The 20,573-nt window shown below is 61.5% G+C and carries 18 protein-coding genes; 6 read left to right on the forward strand and 12 right to left on the reverse strand.

What is annotated here, in order from left to right:
- The first annotated feature begins 197 nt into the window (after nt 1-197).
- The gene (locus tag CAP2UW1_RS15465) at nt 198-914 is read left to right on the forward strand and encodes a FadR/GntR family transcriptional regulator (protein ID WP_015767559.1); all 717 of its coding nucleotides are present in this window, start codon (nt 198-200) and stop codon (nt 912-914) included.
- Between the two features lie 11 nt (nt 915-925).
- On the opposite strand, the gene CAP2UW1_RS15470 is transcribed toward CAP2UW1_RS15465, so the two are convergent.
- From CAP2UW1_RS15470 to CAP2UW1_RS15490, 5 genes are all read right to left on the reverse strand, one after another.
- Nucleotides 926-1,114, reverse strand: a complete 189-nt coding sequence (locus CAP2UW1_RS15470) for a hypothetical protein (protein ID WP_015767560.1) — start codon at nt 1,112-1,114, stop codon at nt 926-928.
- Between the two features lie 167 nt (nt 1,115-1,281).
- Nucleotides 1,282-2,016 carry a c-type cytochrome gene (locus tag CAP2UW1_RS15475; RefSeq protein ID WP_015767561.1) on the reverse strand — a complete coding sequence of 245 codons (735 nt, stop codon included), beginning with the start codon at nt 2,014-2,016 and terminating at the stop codon, nt 1,282-1,284.
- A 218-nt stretch (nt 2,017-2,234) separates the two neighbouring features.
- Entirely contained in the window at nt 2,235-3,590 is a 1,356-nt protein-coding gene (locus tag CAP2UW1_RS15480; protein WP_015767562.1) for an adenylosuccinate synthetase, read from the reverse strand.
- Nucleotides 3,591-3,626: 36 nt separating this feature from the next.
- Complete coding sequence (locus tag CAP2UW1_RS15485) at nt 3,627-4,604, reverse strand: hypothetical protein (protein WP_015767563.1); 978 nt, start codon at nt 4,602-4,604, stop codon at nt 3,627-3,629.
- Nucleotides 4,605-4,613: 9 nt separating this feature from the next.
- Nucleotides 4,614-5,330, reverse strand: a complete 717-nt coding sequence (locus CAP2UW1_RS15490; RefSeq protein ID WP_291912593.1) for a protein kinase family protein — start codon at nt 5,328-5,330, stop codon at nt 4,614-4,616.
- A gap of 629 nt (nt 5,331-5,959) precedes the next feature.
- Between CAP2UW1_RS15490 and CAP2UW1_RS15495 the strand changes: the two genes are divergently transcribed.
- A complete protein-coding gene (locus CAP2UW1_RS15495) occupies nt 5,960-6,376 on the forward strand; it encodes a hypothetical protein (RefSeq protein WP_015767565.1) in 417 nt (138 codons plus the stop codon).
- On the opposite strand, the gene CAP2UW1_RS25640 is transcribed toward CAP2UW1_RS15495, so the two are convergent.
- Both CAP2UW1_RS25640 and CAP2UW1_RS25090 read right to left on the reverse strand, forming a co-directional pair.
- Nucleotides 6,377-6,748 (reverse strand): hypothetical protein, encoded by a 372-nt coding sequence (locus CAP2UW1_RS25640; protein WP_199931753.1) that lies wholly within the window; start codon nt 6,746-6,748, stop codon nt 6,377-6,379.
- A gap of 435 nt (nt 6,749-7,183) precedes the next feature.
- Complete coding sequence (locus CAP2UW1_RS25090) at nt 7,184-7,369, reverse strand: transposase (RefSeq protein WP_015767566.1); 186 nt, start codon at nt 7,367-7,369, stop codon at nt 7,184-7,186.
- A gap of 204 nt (nt 7,370-7,573) precedes the next feature.
- On the opposite strand from CAP2UW1_RS25090, the gene CAP2UW1_RS24615 reads away from it, so the two are divergent.
- The 4 genes from CAP2UW1_RS24615 to CAP2UW1_RS15515 are packed head-to-tail and all read left to right on the forward strand — an operon-like array spanning nt 7,574 to nt 9,868.
- Nucleotides 7,574-7,864 carry an integration host factor subunit beta gene (locus CAP2UW1_RS24615; protein ID WP_015767567.1) on the forward strand — a complete coding sequence of 97 codons (291 nt, stop codon included), beginning with the start codon at nt 7,574-7,576 and terminating at the stop codon, nt 7,862-7,864.
- The gene (locus CAP2UW1_RS15505) at nt 7,861-9,270 is read left to right on the forward strand and encodes an SEC-C metal-binding domain-containing protein (protein WP_015767568.1); all 1,410 of its coding nucleotides are present in this window, start codon (nt 7,861-7,863) and stop codon (nt 9,268-9,270) included. Before CAP2UW1_RS24615 ends, CAP2UW1_RS15505 begins: the two co-directional genes overlap by 4 nt.
- On the forward strand, nt 9,267-9,536 hold the full coding sequence (locus CAP2UW1_RS15510) for a hypothetical protein (RefSeq protein ID WP_015767569.1): 270 nt from the start codon (nt 9,267-9,269) through the stop codon (nt 9,534-9,536). The genes CAP2UW1_RS15505 and CAP2UW1_RS15510 overlap by 4 nt, the downstream gene beginning before the upstream one ends.
- 32 nt (nt 9,537-9,568) lie before the next feature.
- Nucleotides 9,569-9,868, forward strand: coding sequence for a DUF2502 domain-containing protein (locus CAP2UW1_RS15515; protein ID WP_015767570.1), 300 nt, complete (start codon nt 9,569-9,571; stop codon nt 9,866-9,868).
- 312 nt (nt 9,869-10,180) lie between these two features.
- Here CAP2UW1_RS15515 and dsr1 read toward each other — a convergent pair whose 3' ends face one another.
- Genes dsr1 through hsdR form a run of 5 tightly spaced genes read right to left on the reverse strand, consistent with a single transcriptional unit; the run spans nt 10,181 to nt 20,547 of the window.
- On the reverse strand, nt 10,181-13,975 hold the full coding sequence (gene dsr1 / locus CAP2UW1_RS15520; protein ID WP_015767571.1) for an anti-phage defense-associated sirtuin Dsr1: 3,795 nt from the start codon (nt 13,973-13,975) through the stop codon (nt 10,181-10,183).
- Nucleotides 13,975-15,126 carry a restriction endonuclease subunit S gene (locus CAP2UW1_RS15525; protein ID WP_015767572.1) on the reverse strand — a complete coding sequence of 384 codons (1,152 nt, stop codon included), beginning with the start codon at nt 15,124-15,126 and terminating at the stop codon, nt 13,975-13,977. The genes dsr1 and CAP2UW1_RS15525 overlap by 1 nt, the downstream gene beginning before the upstream one ends.
- Nucleotides 15,123-16,304 (reverse strand): PDDEXK nuclease domain-containing protein, encoded by a 1,182-nt coding sequence (locus CAP2UW1_RS15530; RefSeq protein ID WP_015767573.1) that lies wholly within the window; start codon nt 16,302-16,304, stop codon nt 15,123-15,125. The genes CAP2UW1_RS15525 and CAP2UW1_RS15530 overlap by 4 nt, the downstream gene beginning before the upstream one ends.
- Entirely contained in the window at nt 16,301-18,121 is a 1,821-nt protein-coding gene (locus CAP2UW1_RS15535; RefSeq protein WP_015767574.1) for a class I SAM-dependent DNA methyltransferase, read from the reverse strand. Before CAP2UW1_RS15535 ends, CAP2UW1_RS15530 begins: the two co-directional genes overlap by 4 nt.
- A 14-nt stretch (nt 18,122-18,135) precedes the next feature.
- Nucleotides 18,136-20,547: an EcoAI/FtnUII family type I restriction enzme subunit R gene (gene hsdR / locus CAP2UW1_RS15540; protein WP_015767575.1), complete on the reverse strand. Its 2,412-nt coding sequence runs from the start codon at nt 20,545-20,547 to the stop codon at nt 18,136-18,138.
- Nucleotides 20,548-20,573 lie beyond the last annotated feature (26 nt).

The raw sequence follows: 20,573 nt of genomic DNA on the forward strand, positions 1-20,573 counted from the left end.
TCCTCCAGAGACCCGACGGGTGATTACGCCCTTTTTCTGGCAACGCCAGCGGGGCATTCACTCCATAGTAATACGTTGCACTTAACGAAAACCGATGGCGCAAAGATTAACCAGGGATAGAATTCACCGGAAATTGGTAGTACCAATTCTTTTCTTGGCGCCAGGCGGGTCGTCGAGGAAGCTCAGGGAGGATGACCATGGCATCGCACAGCGTTGCAGAACAGACCCGGCGGGCACTCGAAGTGCACCTTCTGGATGGTTCGTGGCCGGTCGGCATGCGTTTGCCGGCCGAGCGGGTCCTGGCGGAATCGCTGGGCGTCTCGCGAAACTCGGTACGCGAGGCGATCTTTTGCCTAAAGGAGCGTGGCCTGCTGTTCAGCAGGCAGGGCAGTGGCGTTTTCGTCAGCGATCGCCTGCAGGCGGCGATCTCGTCACCGTGGCGGCAACTGGTGGCCGCGCATCCGGACTTGCGTTGGGATACGTTGGAGTTTCGCCGCGAACTGGAGGGTGCGACCGCCTACTACGCCGCGCTGCGCGCCAACGCCAGCGATCTGGAGAAGATCGAAGGTATCGTCAGGCGCCTGACCAAAGCCTACGACACGGGGGACAAGGAGGCGGAGTACCGGGCCGACGCCGACTTCCACGAGGCCATCGCCGAAGCCTCGCACAACAGCATGTTTCTCTACCTGCACTCAGGCGTCGTACGCATGCTGCGCGAGCACATCTGCCTCAATCTGATGGCCATGGAAGATCCGACGGGCGACGTCACCGAACACCTTCGCCGGCAGCACCTTGGCATCTGGGAGCGGATCCGCGCGCAGCAGCCGGACGAGGCCAGACAGGCGATGCTCGGGCACATCGACTTCACGTGGTCGGAACTGGCGCGGCGGGAAGAGGCAAGGACCCGCCAGTAGGAACGTCGGGATCAGGGAAGGTTGATGAAGGTGGCCGGATAGGCGGCGGCGTTCTTGACAATGGTCTGGGTCGGTTCGCAAAGGCCGGCGAACAGCTTCTGCAGGGCGACTCGCCATGCGGAGCGACCAAGCGGGCCGCGGGCGCCACGCTGTTCCTGGCCACCCTGAGACCGGGCTACGAAGAGTGTGGGATGGTTCATGGTGTCGGCTCCTGGCGCTTGAAATTGCCCTTCGTGAGGGAATGTCGCCACCATACAAGGCAGGGTAGCGCGCGGCAAACGATCGATTCTCATGCGATGACCAAGAAAAACTCATCCATGCCGCACCTGTGTTAGCGCTTGCCGGTAGTCGCACGCGAACCGCGTGCTCACTCCTTCGTGACCGGCGTCCTGGCCCTGCACATCTTTCCCGGCATCACCAGGCTCGCCTGGTACGCCGAAATCGCGAGCAGTTGATCGTCGTTGTACCCGCTGATGACCCTGACCATCTCGGGATCGGCGGTGGGGCGCTTGCCGTCGCGGATCGCGGTCATCTGGCGCAGGAGGTAGTTGTAGTGCTGTCCTGCGATCGCCGGATAGAGCTTATGGCGGGAGCCTTCACCGCGCGGCCCGTGGCATACCCTGCACGCCCTTTCGTAAAGCTCTCTGCCGGTTGCTACTTGCTGAACGGCGTCGTGAGCTTCGTACTGTTCATGCTCGCGGGGGATGCACAGCCCTTCGAGATAGGCGGCGAGATCCGCCAGATCCTGCGGATCGTTCAGCACCGCGGCGAACGGGTACATGGTCGGGTTGTGCCGGACACCGACGCGAATGTCGGCCATCTGCTTGATCAGAACGCTGCTGTGCTGGCCCGCGAGTTGCGGGATGCTGCCGTCGGGACGTCCGCCAGTCGACGGCAGGTGGCAACTACGGCAGAGCGCGAAGAGTCGCTCACCGCGCTTCCTGTCACCCTTGCGCTCCAGCGCTTCATTCTTCTCGCCGGCCAGCGCCTGCCACGGGTAGTCCTTGATCCCGATGCCCGTGGGCGTGGGTACCGACGACTCGGCATGGGCAAGCAGCGCAGCCTGCATCGCCAGAGAAAGCGCCAGAACCAGTATCTTCATTGCCAAACTCCCCGCTGTTCGAGAACTGCCCATTACCACTCCGGCAGGCCGCCGGTCTGTCGATAGCTCTCAGGACCCGCGCCAACGGCTCGGCTCGCCTGTTGTCGGCTCACCGACAGCAGCATCGATCATGTTGCCATATCGAGAACACTCCTGCACCAGAGGATCGTCTCGACGCTCCCGAAAGCCGACCCTTTTTCGCTTACCCGAGCAGCCCGCTAAGGCGACGCGGCAACGCTCCTGACGGTTTCATAGGTTGGCCCGTAAGCGCCAAACCAGACCGGACACTTTGCCAGCGCGACAGTACGCTCCAGCAGAGCCGGTGACGACGTAATCAGCTCGGCGCCGTATCTCGGGGCGGCCAACGACAGCAAGCGGGTCAGCGCCGCCTGATGTGCCAGATTCCCCGGCGCACCGGGTAACAACTGGGTGACCAAGTCTGGCCGCGCGGCATCTCGGTGCATAAGGTTTGCCTCATCGCCAGTCGGTGCGGCCTGATAGGCGTCGCACCACTGCAGGGCGCTGACCCGGTCGAACACATCGAGATGACTTACCAGCAATCCATCGAGCGGCCCAAGAACGGACAACGCATAGCGCAGAAGCAAGGCATCCGGATGACCTCGTCGGAATTGCCCCTGCCAACCGTCGCTGGTGTTGTGCGGTTCCAACAACAAGCCCAATGCGCTATCGCACGTAGGGAACGGCCCCTCGCCGTGGCGAGTCAGGAAGGAACGAAGCACGCCCAGATGCTCGACCCGTGCCGTGAAGCCATATTCCGCAGCAACCGCTTCGACCGCTTCGGGATGGATGCTGCTCCACGTCGTATGTGGGTGAAAGCCACGCCATTCGTCCAGCAATACGCCTTGCGCGCCCTCGAAGAGCACGCAGCCCGGCCGATTCAGGTGTTCCGCAATGCGCGCGGGCGAGGCGGGCGGCACCTGGCGGAGCAGTGCCACAACGCCACTCAGCCAGCGCTCGGCAGCCCCTTCATCGCTGAGTACCTGGTATTCAAGCCTGGCCAGGCCCTGCCTCGCCGGCTTCTCGGCCATCGCGGAGAATTCTGCCAGCAGATCGCGCCGGATGAGGTCCAGCCTCTTCATTGCCAGGGCCGGACGTGCCAGATCGCCATAGCGCAAGACATGATCCGGGAAGCACAGGGCGTGCCGCACCGTCTCGCCAACCCCGACACCGCAAGTACCATGCGCCTGGGTTCCTCGCTGCAATTCGCGCAGGCGGCCGGCAGCCTGATGAAAAGGGGTATTGATGCGGCACCGATGGTCGATCTTCAGGCGCTCGAGCGCATCCTCGACTCCGAGCGTCCGCAGACGGGCGTACTCGACCAACAACGCCGCGGGATGCACGACCACCGGGTAGGCAAGCACCGTCGCCACGCCCGGCACCAGTGTTCCGGCGGCAAACTGCGCAAACGTATGGTGCCGGCCGTCCGGCAGCACCACGTTATGCCCCGCCTGTGCTCCGCCGTTGAAGCGTACCACCGTGTGCGCCGACCAGCGGCGGCACAGCGCATCCGTAAACAGGCCCTTGCCGCAATCGCCGAAGCCAAGACCCAGCAATGAGACGAAACGCGGCGCGCTGATCGCTGGCCCCGCTCAGGAAAACAGCCGTCGCCACCAATTCGGCCTGGCCTGCCTGACTGACGAGGGCTGCGCGTGGACCCGCCTGATCGCCGTCGGATCAAGCAGGTCGGCGTAGGGTTGCAGCGCGCGGACTGTCGCTGCCACGCGCTGGCGCGATCTGCCATTCGCCTGGAGTACCTGGGCCACCGCGTCGATATTGGCCAACGCGCCTTCGGTGAGCCCGACGATCGCTGCCGCAACGGCGCAGGTGTCTTCGTGCGACTCCATGCAAATCACATGATCACCCAGCAGTTCGCGCCACCGCTGCTCGCACTGCCTGCGTCGCTGCAGATCCGGGATCAGGAAGAACAGGTGGTAGGTCTCCGCCGCAGCAGCGATCACGTCTTCGATCGGAAGGTCCTCGTCAAGCTGATCGCCGAGCAGGCCTTCGACCTGGCGGCGGGAAACGATGGGATAAGGCAGTTCATCGCCGGTCATGAAGAGATATCCCCGCTTCTTGCGCTTGACCCAGCAATCGATATCCGTGTGCTGAGCGAGCACATAGAACGCCAGCTCGTAACTCTCGGAGCCCGTGCCACCTCCCCCACCCTCGAGATAGCTCCAGGTCAGCCATTGATCGATCAGCTCGGCAGTGGTTTCGAACTGGCCTACCTGCAATGGCGCACCGTCCGAATACGCATCACCAATGGCCATGAAAAGCACTTGCGGATCGGCAATTCGGCAATCGGCCAGCAGTTTCATGAACGTCGGCAACTCCTGACGCGCCAGCAGCTCTGGAATATTGCCCATGGATCCGGTCACGTCCAGGGCAAAGGTGATGGCCAGCGAAACCGGGTGTTCGTCGCTGTCGCGTGATTCGCGCACAGCAAGCCCGCGCGGGTCCATCAAGGCATGGCAGCCGCGTTGCCGGAAAACCTCCGTACGCGGCAACGAAGCACGATCGGCAGTCAACGCCTCGTGAGCGGTTTGCGAGTAATTTCCGTAGCCCATGATGATCTCCTAGACGCAATAAGCGGCGGTAGGGTTGAAGGGAATGAACCGGGCTGGCCCGAAAGCCTCGCGCGCTGCGACGACCAACGCCTCGTCGAGCCCACGCGCGCCCGCGCGAGCGCACCAGGCGGCCTCCTCGCTGCTCCGGCGCAGCAGTTCTGCCAGGGGGGCGGGAATCCGCTCCGACAAGGTCGGCAGATCGTCGCCGCCGCAGAGCAGTGCGCGAACTGCCCACGCCGATTGCATGAGGTCGCGGGCAACGGCCGATGAATTCGCGATCGGCTGCGCTCTCGACCATCCGATGATGAGGACGCCGTGATCACGCGGATGCGCCAGCAGATGCTCGGGAGCGAGATCACCGTGCGTCCAGGCACTTGCATGCACAAAGGCCAGCACTTCCAGAATACGACGCCAGATCCAGACGGCATGCCGTGGGTCGATGCCGGTCGGCGCGTAGTGCATGACGTCGGCGAGGCTGCCCCAGTACCCGGAGGGATGGCACAGCAGCAGGACTTCGCGCTCCGGCCCGTTGCCATCGTCCGTCACGCCTGCGGCCATGGGTCGAGGCAGGTGCTGGGTGTAATAGGCGGCGCCCTGAACGCTGCTCTGCTGCAAGCTGGCCAGGACATCCGCCTCTGCCGCCAGCACTCCCGGCTTGGTTTCCGGGTAGCCCAGCTTCAAGGTCAGTCGCTGCGGCAGCGGACCCATGCGTTCTGCGAGATACACCTCGGCGTGTTCTCCCCTGCCCAGGGGGGCCAGGATCCGAAAACGCTGTGCGCGCCAGTTTACCACTCGTGACGCAGGCGCGCAGGCGGAGCACGCCTGCGCATAGACCCGTGCACGCGCTTCGCGAAACCGGGCTGCTTCAACCACCGACTTGCTGCGGGTTACCGTTGCTCCGCAGTGGGCACAACTCACCGTCCGCCAACTGGCCTGCCGGGGAAGCGGTGCGCCGCACTGAGGACACGAGAGTGCCGTGAAGAGCATGACCACGCCCCTTCAGGAATCTACGGCACGAAAATGGTCGCGCATATTGAAGTGGTCTTCGAAGAACGGGTTTTCCATCACGGCCCGATCGGCACAAGGATGGGAAATCCAACGGCACCATGAAGAGTATAGGAGCCTCCATCAAGGAGCGTCAATCTCGACTGTGCACCTTGCTCTGCCGATCTCGACCGCTATCGGGGGCGCCATCAGTCGGTAGCCCGGACACCCTGTCAGCGAGGGCAAACCAGCAAGCGCAAAATCATCTGCGCGCAAGGGTGACTCCGGCAAACTGTGGCGCCAGCCCCCAACTTTGATGGGTAAGGTCTGACGAGCACGGCAGATAACAACAACTCCAAACGTCGATCGGCATGAAACTCGAACAACTTCAAACCAACACGGCGATCCGCGGTATCGTCCCTGACGCCCTGGTGAGCTTGGTCAGCGTCCACTGGTTTGGCTCGGAAGCACTAGAGCTGACCGACAAGACCGCCTCCGGCAAGGTAGCCAACGAGCTGCCCTACCGCCACGACGACCCCCGCCCGGAACTGGTCGAACAGGGTAGACCCTGGAGCCTCGAAGGCGCCCTCTTCCGCGTGGTTTCCGAGGCCCAGCGCATTCGCCTCGCACATCTGTTCGACCCGATGCAAGCGGTGCATACCTCGATCGTCCAGCCGCTGCCGTATCAGATCACCGCCTCTACGAAACCATGCTACGTCGCCAACCACTGCGCTTCCTCCTGGCGGACGATCCCGGCGTCGGCAAGACGCTCATGGCCAGCCTGCTGATCAACCTAGAACCGCAGTCAGTCGACCCCATTCGCATATTTTTTTGAGCAACGGCTGGCTTGGCAGCGCACCGATGCCGGCGAGAAACCGCTTGAGGTGATCACAGACCCGATGCCAGACAGAGGGCTGGGTCAACTGCTTCGCAGTTTCGGCCACCCAGCCTTGAAGCAAGGCAGAGACTCGCGTCAGTGCCGCCCACGCTGGCGCGAAGTGAGCATGCAATCCGGTTAGGGTAACGGTGGTGTGCCCGGCATGTTCAGTTTTTCTCCCAACGCAGGTCATCAGCCAGGGACGGCTGGTGATGGCCTCGCGCCGCGCTTCCGGATGTGCCAGTCGGACGAACAGACTCCACCAGTTGTGGATCAGTGCCACTGCACGAGCAGCCAACTGACATCGATGCGGGTCGTGCGTGGTATAGCCGCCCCAGCCCCACTGGTTCTTGAGTTCATCGAAGGCGCTCTCGGCATCGGCCCGATCCGGGTAGAGCTGACCGAGGCTGAGAATCGCGTAGCTGGTGTTGGTGACGACACCGGCGTACTCGTAGCCGCTGATCTCCTTTGCCCTTCTTCGCTTGGCGTCGATGAGGACAGCATCAGCTGTCCGCTATCGTCCTGTGCCACCTTCTCGCTGGTGAGCGGACGACGAAGGACGACCACACATCGTTTTCCGTTCCAACCCTGGAGCGCCCATTGCCCCGCCTTCCCCTCCCAGCCTTGGCCCGCATCCGTGCAATCGCTTTCGTCACAGAGGCAGCTGATGTGCCGCTTGACGGTCTTGGATAGCTTGGGCTTGAACAGGTAAGGCTGCTCACAGCTCTTCCAGCGCACTCATCAGGCCGTCCGTTCCGTAGCCGTTGTCGCCGCGTACCAGCTTCGGCTTCTTCGCCCAGGGCAGCGCATCCAGAATTTTCAGCAGCCCCGGCTGGCCGTGCTTCGACGAATGCGCGTTGCCCGCATGCACTTCGACACCCAACACCAGAGGCAGGCCGGCCATCAGGTACGTATGAAATTCCCCCACAGGATTTTTCTATGAAGAGCACGCTCGCCGCTATCCGCAGGATTGCGCAGCGAGACCGTATCGGGTAGCTGGAAGTTCTCTCCCTCCACCCCAACACCACCCACCGTGCAACTGCGCAACGAACCGTTCAACGAGAGATCGCGTGCCATCCGACACCGGCAGACCAAGTAAAATGTCGGCATGACCCGTTCCGAACTCATCACTCGTCTCGCCGCACACTCACATTTCGCGCAACTCACCGCCAAAGACGATGAACTCACGGTCAAGGCCATTCTGGAAGGGATGAGCGAAGCGCTGGTCAGCGGAGGTCGTATCGAAATTCATGGTTTCGGGAGCTTCGCGCTGAACGACAGCGCACCGCGAAACGGGCGCAATCCAATGACAGGTGAGACAGTGCCGGTTCCCGCCAAGAGGGTGCCTCACTTCACGCCGGGTAAGGAACTACGAGAGAGGGTGGAGCCCAGCAGATGACCTACAAGATTGGTCGGAATGATCCCTGCCCCTGCGGCAGCGGCAAGAAATACAAGCAGTGCTGTGCAAACAGCCCCGCAGACTTCGTTGAACCAGAACGGAAAGGCCATGCAGGAGCCGCGGAGCGCGCCATCGACTGGCTGATGAACAAACATCGCAAGGCGGTCAGCGTCGCCATTACAGAAAGGCTCTTCGATGAATTGAGCCCCGAGGAAGAAGAAGCTCTGAACGCGAATGACCAGGAGACGTGGAGCAGCATTCAACGCAACGCCACGGAATGGCTTTTGGCCGAAGGCGAGATTCTGGTGCATGGCGAGCCCAGGCCAGTATCCGAATACCTGCTCGGTCCGGGGGGGCCGCTCTTCACGGTCGATCAACGCCGCTGGATCACGCAGTTGGCTGAGCGCCCTTTGCGCCTCTACGACGTGACCGACGTTGTTCCCGGCCAACAACTGACGCTCTGCGATTCGCTCGACGTAGAAGCGCCGCCGATCATCGTGCGCGAGAGATCTGGGAGCCAAGCCGCCTTACTGGGAGTACAGATCGGCGTACGGATCATGGCGGTCGATGGCCATTACGAATTGTCTGGCGCGATATACGCGTTTTCGCATCTTACCGGGCCGGCCGTTGCGGCAAGAATACGCGAGGCGATGCATCTCTTCGACGGGCAAGGCAGCGACCTGCCGCACCTGCTGAGTTCCATCATCCAACGCCAATGGCTCACACAGTTTTTCGCTCCGCTGCCAATGCCGGCTTTCAGGGACGCCTACTCTGGCGAGCCCATGTTGCTGATCACGGACCATTATCGCGTCCAGGATTGGGCGGCCTTGACGCAGTCCCTGTCTGCGCAGAACGACGTTGAAGGTGACCGCGATTCCGCGTGGAATCGCCTCATCGACTGCAAAGAAGGGCAGACACGCTCGGTGGCGACGATCAATGTCGAGAAGAGTCCCAACAAGATCACGGTGTTCTACAAGACGCAGCGCTACGCAGATGAAGGTCGTCTCTGGTTCGAGTCCGTTGCCGGCAATGCGGTTCGATTCCTGTCCCGCGAGTTGTCCGACCCCGCGGGACTGCTGCGCAGCATGCCTGCCGGCCAAAGAGCGAAGCCCGCCGGCGCTGGCCTCGATTTGTCACCGGAGGCGCTTGCGGAAGTGGTCGAAAGCACCCTCCGGGAAATGTACGCCAAGTGGTCCGACGAGCCCATCCCGGCGCTCGCTGGCAAGACTCCCCGCCAGGCAATCAACACGCCCGCAGGGCTGGAACGTGTAAAAGGATTGATCCGCATGTATGAAGCCAGCGAAAAGCGGCAAGCGGCACAGCAGGGCCGACGCACGATTTCGTTCGACTTTCTCTGGCAGGCTCTTGGAATCTCGCGCGACGCTGGAAGCGAGCGAACAAGATGAACGAAGAACAAGTTGATGCGGTCGCAAAGGTTCTGGCGAAGTGGAATCCACTCGGGGCTGCCGCAAAAGAGGCGCCGGACCTTGACGGATACAGGATCGAGGCAGGAGACATCATCTTCGGGCTCAAGATACGAGGCCGTTCCTTGAAAGCGGAGCAGTTCGTTGCAGACGTTCTCAACCAGGCGTTTGATCTGAGCCTTGACGCGAAAAGCTGTGCTCCACACGCCAAGGAAATCGTCGCAATCCTTCAGAAGACGGGCGCCTAATTCGACCGTCTCGATCCATGAGGAAATGGCAAATGAAAAAGTTCTTTCTTGCAGCAGTAATCGCTGCTTGCCCCATGTGGGCGAACGCAGTGGATGTCAACGTCAATCTCGGCGAAGTGCGAGTTCAGGCGCCCGGCGTCACCATCACCTTCGGCAGCCGCAACGACCGTGGCTATTACTGGGACGGTTATGCGTGGCGCGATCCGGGCTACTGGAAGCAGCATAACGGTCCTCGTGGGGAGAAGTACTACACCGGCCGTGGCAACCACGGCGTCTCACATCAGGGTGGCGGGCACTGTCCACCGGGCCAGGCCAAGAAAGGCAACTGCTGATTCGCATCCGCGCAGAGAAGCCATTCTAGGGGGCAAGCAACCGGCGTCACTGGCGGTCAAGGATTTGATGGCGCCGTTCCCGGTGGAGTGGGCGGGGCAGCGGGTACGGTTTGGAATGGGTGGTGTTGGGTGATCCCGCCAAGATTCGAAGCCGCCTGAAAAGGAGCTTTGGGCTTCCGAGACGTGGGCTAGAATCGTGATCAACATCACCCTCAGCGCCTCAGTCCGGCCACTTCTGGGCATGAGCAGTGGTACGTGCACCGTTCGCCTTACAGCGTATTATTCGGATCGTTCGTCAACAAAGTCCCGACATCAAACCCCAAATCTCCGTGCCAATTCATCCACTCGAATGAACCTACGATCCTGACGCAAGTTCGGGGCCGCCTGAGCGATGGCATTCAGGCACTGGCGCAGATCCGGAGGTAGCCAGGATGGCTGGTTGGCCAGGATGGCGTCGAGCAACTGCAGAGCGTTCTCTGGAAAACGGGCACAAAGGTCAGATTCATGCAATCGGCGAATCACGTAATCGGGATGCTTAACGGTCCGCAACCAGTTGCCGACGCGTGCAATCGCCGACGGAAATTCATCGCCCGCGGCGATGCACAGCCGCGCCAGATACCCGGCGTTCGTGTCCGATGCTCGATCGTTGGACTTGGGCCAGATCCTTTCCCAAAATGGCTGAATCCGGTTTTTCCAGTAGTCTTCGCGTCGATCGCCGGCACCTTCCAGCGCCTTTGTCAGCGCCTCCGCAGCCTCACGCAATCCTTCAGACGGGAGCGCGCGGACCGCGCTGGCCAATTCCGGGATGGTAAACGTATCTCCCGGATCAAGAGCTGCAAAGACCAGAAGCGATGCGTACTGCCTGCTGTGTTCTCCCAGCTGTGCGTAGTGATTGGCCGTTTCAAGAAAGGCAGATTTGAGCACTTCCATCAGCGGCCGATACAGACGCGGTGACCACAGAAAACCCTCCCACGCCGCGCTCGCTTCGTTTTCGGATCGCCGCCAATCGAACAACGGCAACAGGTATTGCTGCACCCAGTTTCCGTCCACTCGGAACAAGGTGATGACGTGAGCCGCCAGCAATAACCGAGCGTGTTTGAACTTGGCGACCCCCGTATCGCATAGCTCGGAAAAGACGGGTTTGATGGCGTTGGGTAGCTCTTGCCCGTCTTCCAACGCTTGTCGATACCACCAATCCAAAAGCGCCTGCGTCACATGGCCTACTGGGTGATTGATGGCACGAAAGACGGGGTCGTCGACGCTGTGTTCAGGTCCAAAATCCAGTTGCAGAGTGCGTCTGGCCAGCGTCAGGAACTGCGCGTCGTGGCCCTGAAAGGTCTTGGCAATCGACCGCAACCATGAACTGATGCCGTGTGTCAGGGCTGGCAGGATCTCATCCGGCGCCAACGCCAGAACCGGTGCCATGTAGCGCCATGAGCGATCGCGCAGCTTTTCTTCCGACCAGGCTTGCAGCCCGTCGCGCCAGCGTTCGACGGGCCAGTTGCCCTGCTGCGCGAGTTTGCATAGGGCGTAGGCGGTTGCCTGAAAACTCTCGGAACACCGTTGCCGCCAGTCGTCTTGCTCCGACGCTCCCAGCACCGGATGCGCGAGCAGGTATTCCAGTACCCCACGTCGGGTGCGTGGTACCGGGGCAAACAGCTCCCATGGATCACGATCGCCGACCCAACCGCCTTCCATCCATGAGGGAAACTCGTCACGTTCGTCCGCCGCAAGTTGCCACACTGAATATTGAGCAGCCAGTGCTGCGAGCCGGGCATTGCCATTGGCCCCCAACGCCGCGCCGGCTTGGGCCACCTTGGCAAGTCTCAACCAGACATTTCGATCGACGAGTTGAGTCCAATCATCGTCCTCGATGTCCTCCCTGAACATAGTGCGTGGCGGACCCCAGAGAATGGCTCGCTCCAACTCGGCGAGCATTGCTTCGTTGAGACGCGGTGCCAAGGCAACGAGCAAGCGCATCGTTTCGCGCTGGGTCTCCACCGACCAAAGCCACCAGTGATCGTCTTTGAGCAGAAAGTCGAGCGCCAGCCGAGCGGGAACGACATCCCCCTGTGCAGCAGCGAAAAACGCGAGGCGGCGGAACACCGGATAGGGAGCGTGCGCCCAAGCTTCGGCGGCGATCCTTGCCTGTTCCGGGAACTGCGCGGCCGTGGCCAGCCACGCATCACGGGTCAGTTCGATCAGCGCAGTCCAATCGTGGAAGCCCTTGTTTTGCGGGTGTTCGGAGATCGATGGTTGAGACAGGTAGGTATGATCACTGCGGCTATCCACGCCGCCCAACTCGCGCATCAAATCGAGTGCATCACGTAGCAAGGAGCTGAAGTCATTCAGCAAGTCCGGAAGCGCTGCCGCCCAGCGTTCATCCTTGGGCATGTCGCAGAAGCTGGAATGGACGTGATCTGATGCGAGCTCGATATCCCATTCGACAATATCCTTGATGTGCTCTGTTGCGTCTCCTCCTTCGACTTCCTCTGCCCAGCGAAACGGTTCGCGCACTAAAACGTACGGCGTCAGGGCCTCGCGCAAGGCCAACCGCATGCTGGCGTTAAGCCCGTCGCGCTTGAAATGTTCGCGCCAGCGATAGAGGTCCCGATTGCGTGCTCTCGACTTGACGCGCCCGTTGAGCAGCAAACGCCAGAGGGTGCGCATCGCAGGACGTGGGATGGCATTCGGCGCGTTCTTGCGAATACGCGCCAGCTCGGCTGCATCGCCATCACGTTCGAGCTTGCCGAGTTCTTCTAGGCGTCGCTCGATCAACCAGATCAATTGATCGTGCAGTTGCCCACCGCGTTTGACCAGCCACAACAGCAGCTTTGGGTCGTCGAGATGCCGCGTCAACCAACAGGCCAGATGGCGCATCACCTCGTCCCAGCCGCTGACGCGATTCCCGCCGTCTGCCATCGCCATCCACGGAGCAACTGGGTAGGGCGCTGGCCGGCGCGTCAGGCTAAACGCAAGCGCTTCATCAACGGCGGACTGGGCAGGCACGCCGAACCGGCCCAGGTCGGCATGGCGGTAGAGATCCTGACTCAGAGGTTCCAGCCAATCCAGCGATGGCACGGGGTCCAGTTCCGCAAACCGTTTCGCCGGCAAACCGCGCGAATCGCTCAGCGCCCACAACATGCGGCCGACGAAGTCATCCTGCTTCGTGCTTGCAAGAGGGCGGCCGATGGCGCATTCGACAACGATGCGTTCCTTGCCACGCACGCCGTCCCGATAGGTCGCGGCCCAGGCGCGCAATGTCTTGTGCAAGTAGGTGTGATACCGGTGTTCGCGGTAAAGAATCGGGGTGACGTTCTTTGCCCTCCATTCATTGGCGCGCTCCGCCTCCTTGCCCTTGGAATAGCTGCCAAAGGCAAACATCTCCGGCGGCGATTCGCCCAGTAGGCGGTCGGCGGCCAGCGCGTCCATCATGTAGCGCAACACCGGATCGTTGATGCTGTACCCCACGAAACAAACGGTATAGCCACGGAACAGCTCGCTGACGAAGCGGGCGGCCCAGCGTTCGGTCAGGTAGGCCAGCCCGAAGTCGCCGCTGGAAATGACCAGTCGATCCAGTTCACCCGGCGTGGGCGCGGCTGACAGCAGGCCGTGCAGATACACCAGTCCATCCCATCGCGCTTTCGGCACGGGCAGCAGCGGTGCCTGATAGGTCGGCAGCTTTAGCGACTTCGATGCCATCACTTGCTCGAACAGGCGGTCGAAGTTGGTCGTGATGAGTCGAGTGCGACCTTTGCGGTCTTGACCCAGCGTCAGCAAGGCTTCGTGGGTAGCGGTCGCGCTAGGGAGCGTGAGGTCGGGAGTGAGGATCGCCGCCATCGCCGGGCGCACGGTTTCGCGACCACCGACCACGTCGGCTTCCAGCAGACCGATGGCGGTGTCGAACTGCCCGACCTTGATCGCGGACTGCTGCACGGCGCTGGGCGTAACCGCAAGGGCTTGGTACAGGCTTTCCACCAGACCGGCAAAGCCCGGCAGCCCAGCGGGGAAGGAAATCCCGGCACCGCAGAACAACACCACGCACCCGTCCTCGTGCATTTGGAGCAGACGCTCCGGAATATCGGGGCCCTGGCGGATGAACTGCATCAATCGCCTCCGGCAAACACCCGCTCCAGCGTCGCAGGCAGCAGCGCGGTGCTGGCTCTGCGGATGGCGGCGTGTTTGGCCTTGAGGCCGGCGACCTCGGCCTGCAGTCGGTCGAAGGCTTGCTGCGTGGTCAGCGTCGGCAGGGGCACTTCGATAGCCATCAGCTTTTCCAACCCCAACGTACGGTTGCGGCCAGCCCCACCAGGCGACGCTTCCCCGATCTTCAGCATCCCCTCGTCGGTCAAAAAGTAGTAGCGCAAGAACGCGACAGTCGTCAGATCAGGGTGGACCTGACAGGTGATGAAGCGGTGGGAGCCGAAGCGGCCAGCATCTTCGGGCTGGGCGATGGCAATCGCACCTTCCCAGGCGAACACGTTGGAGAACAACAGATCGCCCGGTTCGATGCAATACAGGCGCTTGGTACCAACTTCACTGCCAGACAGTGGCGGTTTGTGGAAAGTACCTTTGCCGAAGGAGCGGATGCCCAGCTCCGGATAGCTGCCATTGAGGTCAATGGACGGTTCCCGTCGCACCAGCGGCGCCACCTCCGCCATCGTCCGTGTCGCCGCATTGGCGATGGCATCGCGGAAGCGCAGGGCCAGCAGATGCTCGGCATCGTGCTCAACGGCATCCTGATGCGCCTCGACCTGACGGGTTTTCTCGGCCAGCGCGTCGAGGCGGGCGACGATGGCTTGCTGTTCAGCGAGAGGTGGTAGAGGCACCTCGATGCTGAGGAACTGATCTGGGCTGACGGACTCGCGTCGAGCGCCCATTCCTTTTGCTTTGCCCTGTAGCTGTCTCCACACAGCGTCACGCTTGCAGTACCAGTCGAGGAAGCGTGTATCGAGTTTTTCTGCATCCGCTCGAAATGTTGGGAAGACGGGTGACAGAAACCAACCGTCAAACTCTTCAGAAATGCGTGCGACAGCGCCTTCCCATGCCTTCGGCGAGCTGATTACAAAGTCGCCAGCATTCAAGCGGTGGAAGGATTTGTAAGTAGTGTCCAGCGGCATGATCGGGCCGCGTTTGAACAGTCCACGACCAAACCCATACACGCCTGCCAAATTTACGGTATTAAGTTGTGCGCTCACCACAGCATCGATGTGCGAATAGAGCACCGAACGTAGCGGGATAATGGGCCACGCTTTCATGCTTCGTCCCCAGCGTCACCACCCCGAATGATTCGCCGCGCCTGCAGTTCCCGCCGAGTCTTGTCCAATTCCTCAGCCAACAGCTTTTCATCCGGGAGCACCGTCCGGTACTCGGCAGCCAGCACCTTGTTGGGCAGGCCCTCCAGCGCGTAGTGGGCCTCGGCGGCGCCCTTCTCGGCGCAGAGGATCAGGCCCACCGGCGGGTTTTCGCCGGGCTTCATCCAGTGCTCGCGGGCGTAGTTCAGGTACAGATGCATCTGGCCAGCATCGGCGTAGCTGAACTTGCCCACCTTGAGGTCGATGATCAGCAGGCACTTCAGGCTGCGGTGGAAGAACAGCAGATCGACGCGGAACCAGGTGTCGTCGATGCGCAGTCGCTGCTGGCGGCCGACGAAGGCGAAGCCGTCGCCCAGCTCCAGCAGGAATTCGGCCAAGTGCTGGATAAGAGCTTCCTCAAGGTCGGATTCCGAGTACTCGTCCTTGAGGTTCAGGAACTCCAGCACGAACGGATCCTTGATGGCCTGCTCAGGCGTAATCGCATCGCCGGGTTCGGCCTTTTCGCCCTTCTCCAGCATCGCTGCCTTGTTGTGCGACAGGGCGGTGCGCTCATAGAACTGGCTGCCGATCTGGCGATTCAGCTGGGCGATGCTCCAGCCACCGCGTAGGGCTTCGGTCTCGTAGAAGGCGCGGGCCTGAGGGTTCTTGACCGACAGCAGACGGACGTAGGCGGACCAGGGCAAAGGGAAGGCTTGTGCCAGCACGGGCAGGTCCGGGGATGGCCCAGACGCTGTCTGGAGATTTCCCGGTGCCGCAGATTTGGCAGACAGCGTCTGCGAAATCCGGGGGGTGGCCAATTTCGCACAGGCCGTCTGCGAAATCTTCTCCGGCGACCAAGACAGGTAGAACAGCCGCATCTGCTCCAGGTTTCGCTCAGAAAAGCCTCTGCCAAAGCGGGCGGACAGATCGCCAGACAGGCGCTTGAGCAGCGCCAGCCCGTAAGCCGCCCGTTCCTGCCCGCCCTGTTCAAACTCGACGATGCGTCGGCCGACCTCCCAGTAGGTGGCCGTCATCACCGCATTGACGCTGCGCGCTGCGGCACGGCGGGCGGTTTCCAGCAGGGCGACGATGTCCGCGTGGACGACCGCGTAGTCGGTGTGATTCGGCGGCGCCGTTGTCATTCCTGAACCTCGGTTACCAAGGCTTCGATCTCGCCCAGGAGGCGCATGACCTCGGTCTCGTGGCTGCGCATCGAGGCGATCAGGTTTTTCGGGTCGGCATGCTCCAGGCCGGCCTTGGCATTGGGGTTCTTGATGTCGAGGTTGTAGATCGGCCAGTACAGCGCGTCGCCTTCGGCTTGCGCTACCTTGGCGGCCTGTTCGTGAGCCTGCTGCCCGGCTTTCAGGGCGCGCAGTTGTTCTTGCAGTGCTGCTTTGTCGCCATTTGCTGCCGCCTGGATGGTTTGCTCGATTCCGCGAATGGGTTTGCCGAGCGCAATGGCGGCATTGCGTTCGCTTTCCGCCCGTTGCCAGTTTGGCGTGGCAACGTCGACGGCAGCCTGGCGTTTGGCTGCGAAATCCACCTTCCAGGCCTGCGGGCCCTCCTCGCGGGCGTCCCACCAAGCCAGTGCCGAGGCAAACTCATCAAACTGCAGTGGCGTAGTCTTCGTGTACTTCTTGCGGCCTTCGGGAAGCGGCATTTCGTAGTACCAGATGGTGTCAGTGGGGCCGCCGCGTTCGAAAAACAGCAGGTTGGCCGGAATATCGGTGTAAGGTGCAAACACCCCTTGCGGCAGGCGCACGATGGTGTGCAGGCGGAATTCCTTGAGCATTTCCTCCTTGATGACAGCGCTGATGCCATCACCAAACAGGGTGCCATTGGGCACGACCACAGCAGCGCGGCCACCGCGTGCGGCAGGCTTGCCACCCCGCACCGGTGCGCCGACCACGCGCAGCTTGCGCATGATGTACTGCAGGAACAACTGGGTAGTTTCGGCCGTTTGCATGTTGGGCGGGAAGTTGGCCTTGATGCCGACCTCTTCCTCACCCCCGAAAGGCGGATTGGTAAGAATCACGTCCACGCGCTCGCCGTGGCCGATCTCGTTGATCCGGCGATCCAGCGTGTTGCCATAAGCGATCTGCGGCGCCTCCAGGCCGTGCAACAGCAGGTTCATCTGCACCAACATGTAGGGCAGCGGCTTGGCCTCCTGGCCAAAGAGGGTTTCCCGTTGCAGCTTGCGCCATTCAGCCGGTGTGGTGACCTGTGCGGCGATATGGTCGTAGGCCCCGACCAGAAAACCGCCCGTACCACACGCCGGATCGAGCACGGTTTCCCCGAGCTTCGGGTCAGTAACCTGGACCATGAAACGGACGACCGGGCGCGGTGTGTAGAACTCCCCCGAGTCGCCGGCCGCGTCGCGCATCTCGCGCAGCATCGATTCGTAGAGATGCGACAGGGTGTGAATCTCTTCGCTGCTGCGAAAATGGATGCCGTTGATCTTGTTGATGATGTCACGCAGCAGGTAGCCGCTGACCATCCGGTTCTGCACGCCCTTGAAGACGTTGGCCACCACCTCGCGCTGGCTACCCTTCTCGCCCAGGCCTGCCAGACCACGCAAATAGGAGAACAGCCCTTTGCCCACTTTCCCATCGGCACGTACGGTGACTTCCTGACCGATGAACGCCAGCAACTCATCACCATTGATGCCGTCTTCCCTCGCCGCCCAGTCGCGCCAGCGATACGGCGCTTCAATGATCGGCTGGTAGCGCTTGCCATCGAGGTCTGCTTCTTCCTCGTGAACGGTTTCGAGGTCGTCAAGGAACTTGAGGAACATCACCCACGTGAGCAGGGGCAGACGATCTACATCGCCGTTGAGACCCTTGTCCTTGCGCAGAATTTGGCGAGCAGTGCCGATTAGCGACGACAAGTTCTCGCGGGTGGTGAGCGCTGCCTTGACTCTTCGGGGTGTTCTCGCTTTGGGGGCTGTTGACAGGGGCATTCAGTCGGGGCTTTTCATTGGTAAAGGGCTGCCTGCAATCCCGACACGGCTTCCCTGAGACCGCGCATACCGCCGAAGTGGCGGCTGGCGATCTCGGAGGGGGTGCCGAAGCGGTCGAAGGGCGTGACCTTCATCAGTTCGGACAGGGTGTTGAATTGCAGGATGCCGCGATCGATGTACCTGTCGATCAGCAGCGAAAGGACTTCGCGGGCGGTCTCGCTATATTGGCCGAAGAAGTCCGGCGTGGTTTGGCGCGCGCGTTTCGCCCGCTCGCGGCGGGTCAGCAACGGCGTATTCCAGGCCAGATGGCACAGCAGGTCAAATGGATCGGCGTCGGGCTGATCGGCGCTCACCGCGAGTTCCTCAAAGCTGATGCCACGCTCGGTCAGTTCCCGGAGAACTTCGCTACGGGTATCGGGATTGGCCCACGCGGATTGCAAATCGGCGCGCTCACGGTACAGCGAACGGACGGTACGTCCGGAGTACTCGGTGTAGCGTACGACCTGCAGCTTCTTGCCGTCGGAGTCGAGATCGTACACGAGATGGCCGATGATCTCGACTTCGCCGCCGTCGACATAGAACTTGCGCGGCTCGTCTGGCGGGTCGGTCAGGATGATGCCATTACCGACTTCGCCATCGTTCGTTTCGACGCGGTATTCCACTTCGGGCTGCCTAACGTGCGGGGGCGTTTCGACGATGGTGTCGAACGTTTCGCCGCTCTCATCAACGGTGACTTCCTCGATACGTGCCGGCTCGCCATCGAAATCAGGATCGGCGAAGTGGCGGGTGGCAGTGCCGGTAAAATCGATGATGACGAAGTATTCCTTGCCGTAATCTACCTTTAGGCGCGTTCCACGGCCGATGATCTGCTTGAACTCCGTGTGAGAGCCGATGACGCGTGCCAGCGCGACGTATTTCACCATCTCGGCATTGACGCCGGTGGTCAACAATTGGGAGGTGGTGAGGAGGACCGGGGTCGGTCTGTCTACGTCCTGAAAGTGCGCGAGATGGGTCAGGCCAATGGCCTCCTCGTCGCCCGTCACCCGGCAGACGTAGTCAGGGTACTGGCTGACAAGGTCGCTGTTGAGGTTCAGCAGTTCTTGCCGCATCTCGGCCGCGTGTTCCTGGTCGACGCAGAATACGATCGTCTTTGCGAAACGGTCTGTGCCCTTGAGGAAATCGGTCAGGTGCCGAGCAATCGCCCGCGTGCGCGAGCGCAGTGCCACGACACGCTCGAAATCCTTCGTCTGGTACTCCTCATCAGGCACCTTGCGGCCAAAGCGGTCGAGTTCGTTCTTTGACGGACGCCAGCCCGCGGCATCTACGCTGGTGATCACACGATGCACACGATAAGGCGCGAGGAAGCCGTCCTCGATCCCCTGGCGCAGGCTGTAGGTGTAAACCGGGTTGCCGAAATACCGATAAGTATCACGCGCCTCGTCTCGCAGAGGCGTCGCCGTCATGCCGAACTGGACGGCAGACGCGAAGTAGTCGAGGAGGACTCGCCAACTGCTGTCATCGCGACTCGATCCGCGATGACATTCATCAACGATGATGAGATCGAAAAAATCGGGGCGGTACTGGCGAAAGATGTCTTCGCTGGCGGTGGACAGGGCCTGATAGATGCCGAAGTACAGGTCGCGGCTTTTGCTGACGTCGCCACCAGAGATCTTGTGGCGAGCCTCACCGAAGGGCGCGAACATTTTGGCCATCGGGTCGTCGACGAGAATGTTGCGGTCGGCCAGAAACAGTATCTTCGGACGACGGTACTCGCCGGTCCGGTTCCAGCGACTGTTCCACAGCTTCCAACAAATTTGGAAAGCGACACAGGTTTTGCCGGTGCCCGTGGCCAGAGTGACCAAGATGCGTGTCTCTCCGAGTAGGATGGCTTCGATGACCCGATGGATGGCGATCTGCTGATAGTAGCGTGGCACCTTCCCGGAAACGAGATTGAACGGCTCAAGCAGATGTGCGGTAGCAGATTCTGGCACCTGCGCGGCAGCCCTCAGACGTTGCCACAGTTCGGCGGGCGTTGCGAAGCGCTCGACCTCGCGCTCGCTGCCGCTGAGGTAGTCGATCTCGATGATGCGCTGACCGTTGGTCGCGTAAGCGAACTTCAGTCCGAGCATCTCGGCGGATTCGCGGGCCTGTTGCACGCCGGCTTCGACGGCTAGGCCAACGGCCTTCGCTTCGACGATAGCGAGCAAATAGTCACGCCGGTAGTACAGGATATAGTCGGCACGCCTCTGCTTTCCGCGGCGAACCCGACCGCCGGTGACAATGATCCGTCCGTCGGTGAAACTGCGCTGTTCGCCAATGGCGTGCGGTTCGGTCGACCAGCCGGCTGCGACCAGCCGAGGGGTGACATATTCGCGACAGGTGTCCGCTTCGGTCAGAACGCCGGGGTGTGGTGGAGGCGTCGTCATTGGCTGGCAAGCTCTGGTATGTGCAT

Origin of the sequence: Candidatus Accumulibacter phosphatis (assembly GCF_000024165.1) — a bacterium.
GTDB lineage: Bacteria > Pseudomonadota > Gammaproteobacteria > Burkholderiales > Rhodocyclaceae > Accumulibacter > Accumulibacter phosphatis.

Excerpts from the sequence above, each read along its gene's own strand:
- CAP2UW1_RS15510 (WP_015767569.1), top strand. The coding sequence starts at position 9,267 with ATGAACGAAGAACAAGTTGATGCGGTCGCAAAGGTTCTGGCGAAGTGG.
- CAP2UW1_RS15535 (WP_015767574.1), bottom strand. The coding sequence starts at position 18,121 with ATGCCCCTGTCAACAGCCCCCAAAGCGAGAACACCCCGAAGAGTCAAG.
- CAP2UW1_RS15485 (WP_015767563.1), bottom strand. The coding sequence starts at position 4,604 with ATGGGCTACGGAAATTACTCGCAAACCGCTCACGAGGCGTTGACTGCC.
- CAP2UW1_RS25090 (WP_015767566.1), bottom strand. The coding sequence starts at position 7,369 with ATGGCCGGCCTGCCTCTGGTGTTGGGTGTCGAAGTGCATGCGGGCAAC.
- CAP2UW1_RS24615 (WP_015767567.1), top strand. The coding sequence starts at position 7,574 with ATGACCCGTTCCGAACTCATCACTCGTCTCGCCGCACACTCACATTTC.
- CAP2UW1_RS15495 (WP_015767565.1), top strand. The coding sequence starts at position 5,960 with ATGAAACTCGAACAACTTCAAACCAACACGGCGATCCGCGGTATCGTC.
- CAP2UW1_RS15465 (WP_015767559.1), top strand. The coding sequence starts at position 198 with ATGGCATCGCACAGCGTTGCAGAACAGACCCGGCGGGCACTCGAAGTG.
- CAP2UW1_RS15505 (WP_015767568.1), top strand. The coding sequence starts at position 7,861 with ATGACCTACAAGATTGGTCGGAATGATCCCTGCCCCTGCGGCAGCGGC.
- dsr1 (WP_015767571.1), bottom strand. The coding sequence starts at position 13,975 with ATGCAGTTCATCCGCCAGGGCCCCGATATTCCGGAGCGTCTGCTCCAA.
- CAP2UW1_RS15530 (WP_015767573.1), bottom strand. The coding sequence starts at position 16,304 with ATGACAACGGCGCCGCCGAATCACACCGACTACGCGGTCGTCCACGCG.
- CAP2UW1_RS15525 (WP_015767572.1), bottom strand. The coding sequence starts at position 15,126 with ATGAAAGCGTGGCCCATTATCCCGCTACGTTCGGTGCTCTATTCGCAC.
- CAP2UW1_RS15475 (WP_015767561.1), bottom strand. The coding sequence starts at position 2,016 with ATGAAGATACTGGTTCTGGCGCTTTCTCTGGCGATGCAGGCTGCGCTG.
- hsdR (WP_015767575.1), bottom strand. The coding sequence starts at position 20,547 with ATGACGACGCCTCCACCACACCCCGGCGTTCTGACCGAAGCGGACACC.
- CAP2UW1_RS15470 (WP_015767560.1), bottom strand. The coding sequence starts at position 1,114 with ATGAACCATCCCACACTCTTCGTAGCCCGGTCTCAGGGTGGCCAGGAA.
- CAP2UW1_RS15515 (WP_015767570.1), top strand. The coding sequence starts at position 9,569 with ATGAAAAAGTTCTTTCTTGCAGCAGTAATCGCTGCTTGCCCCATGTGG.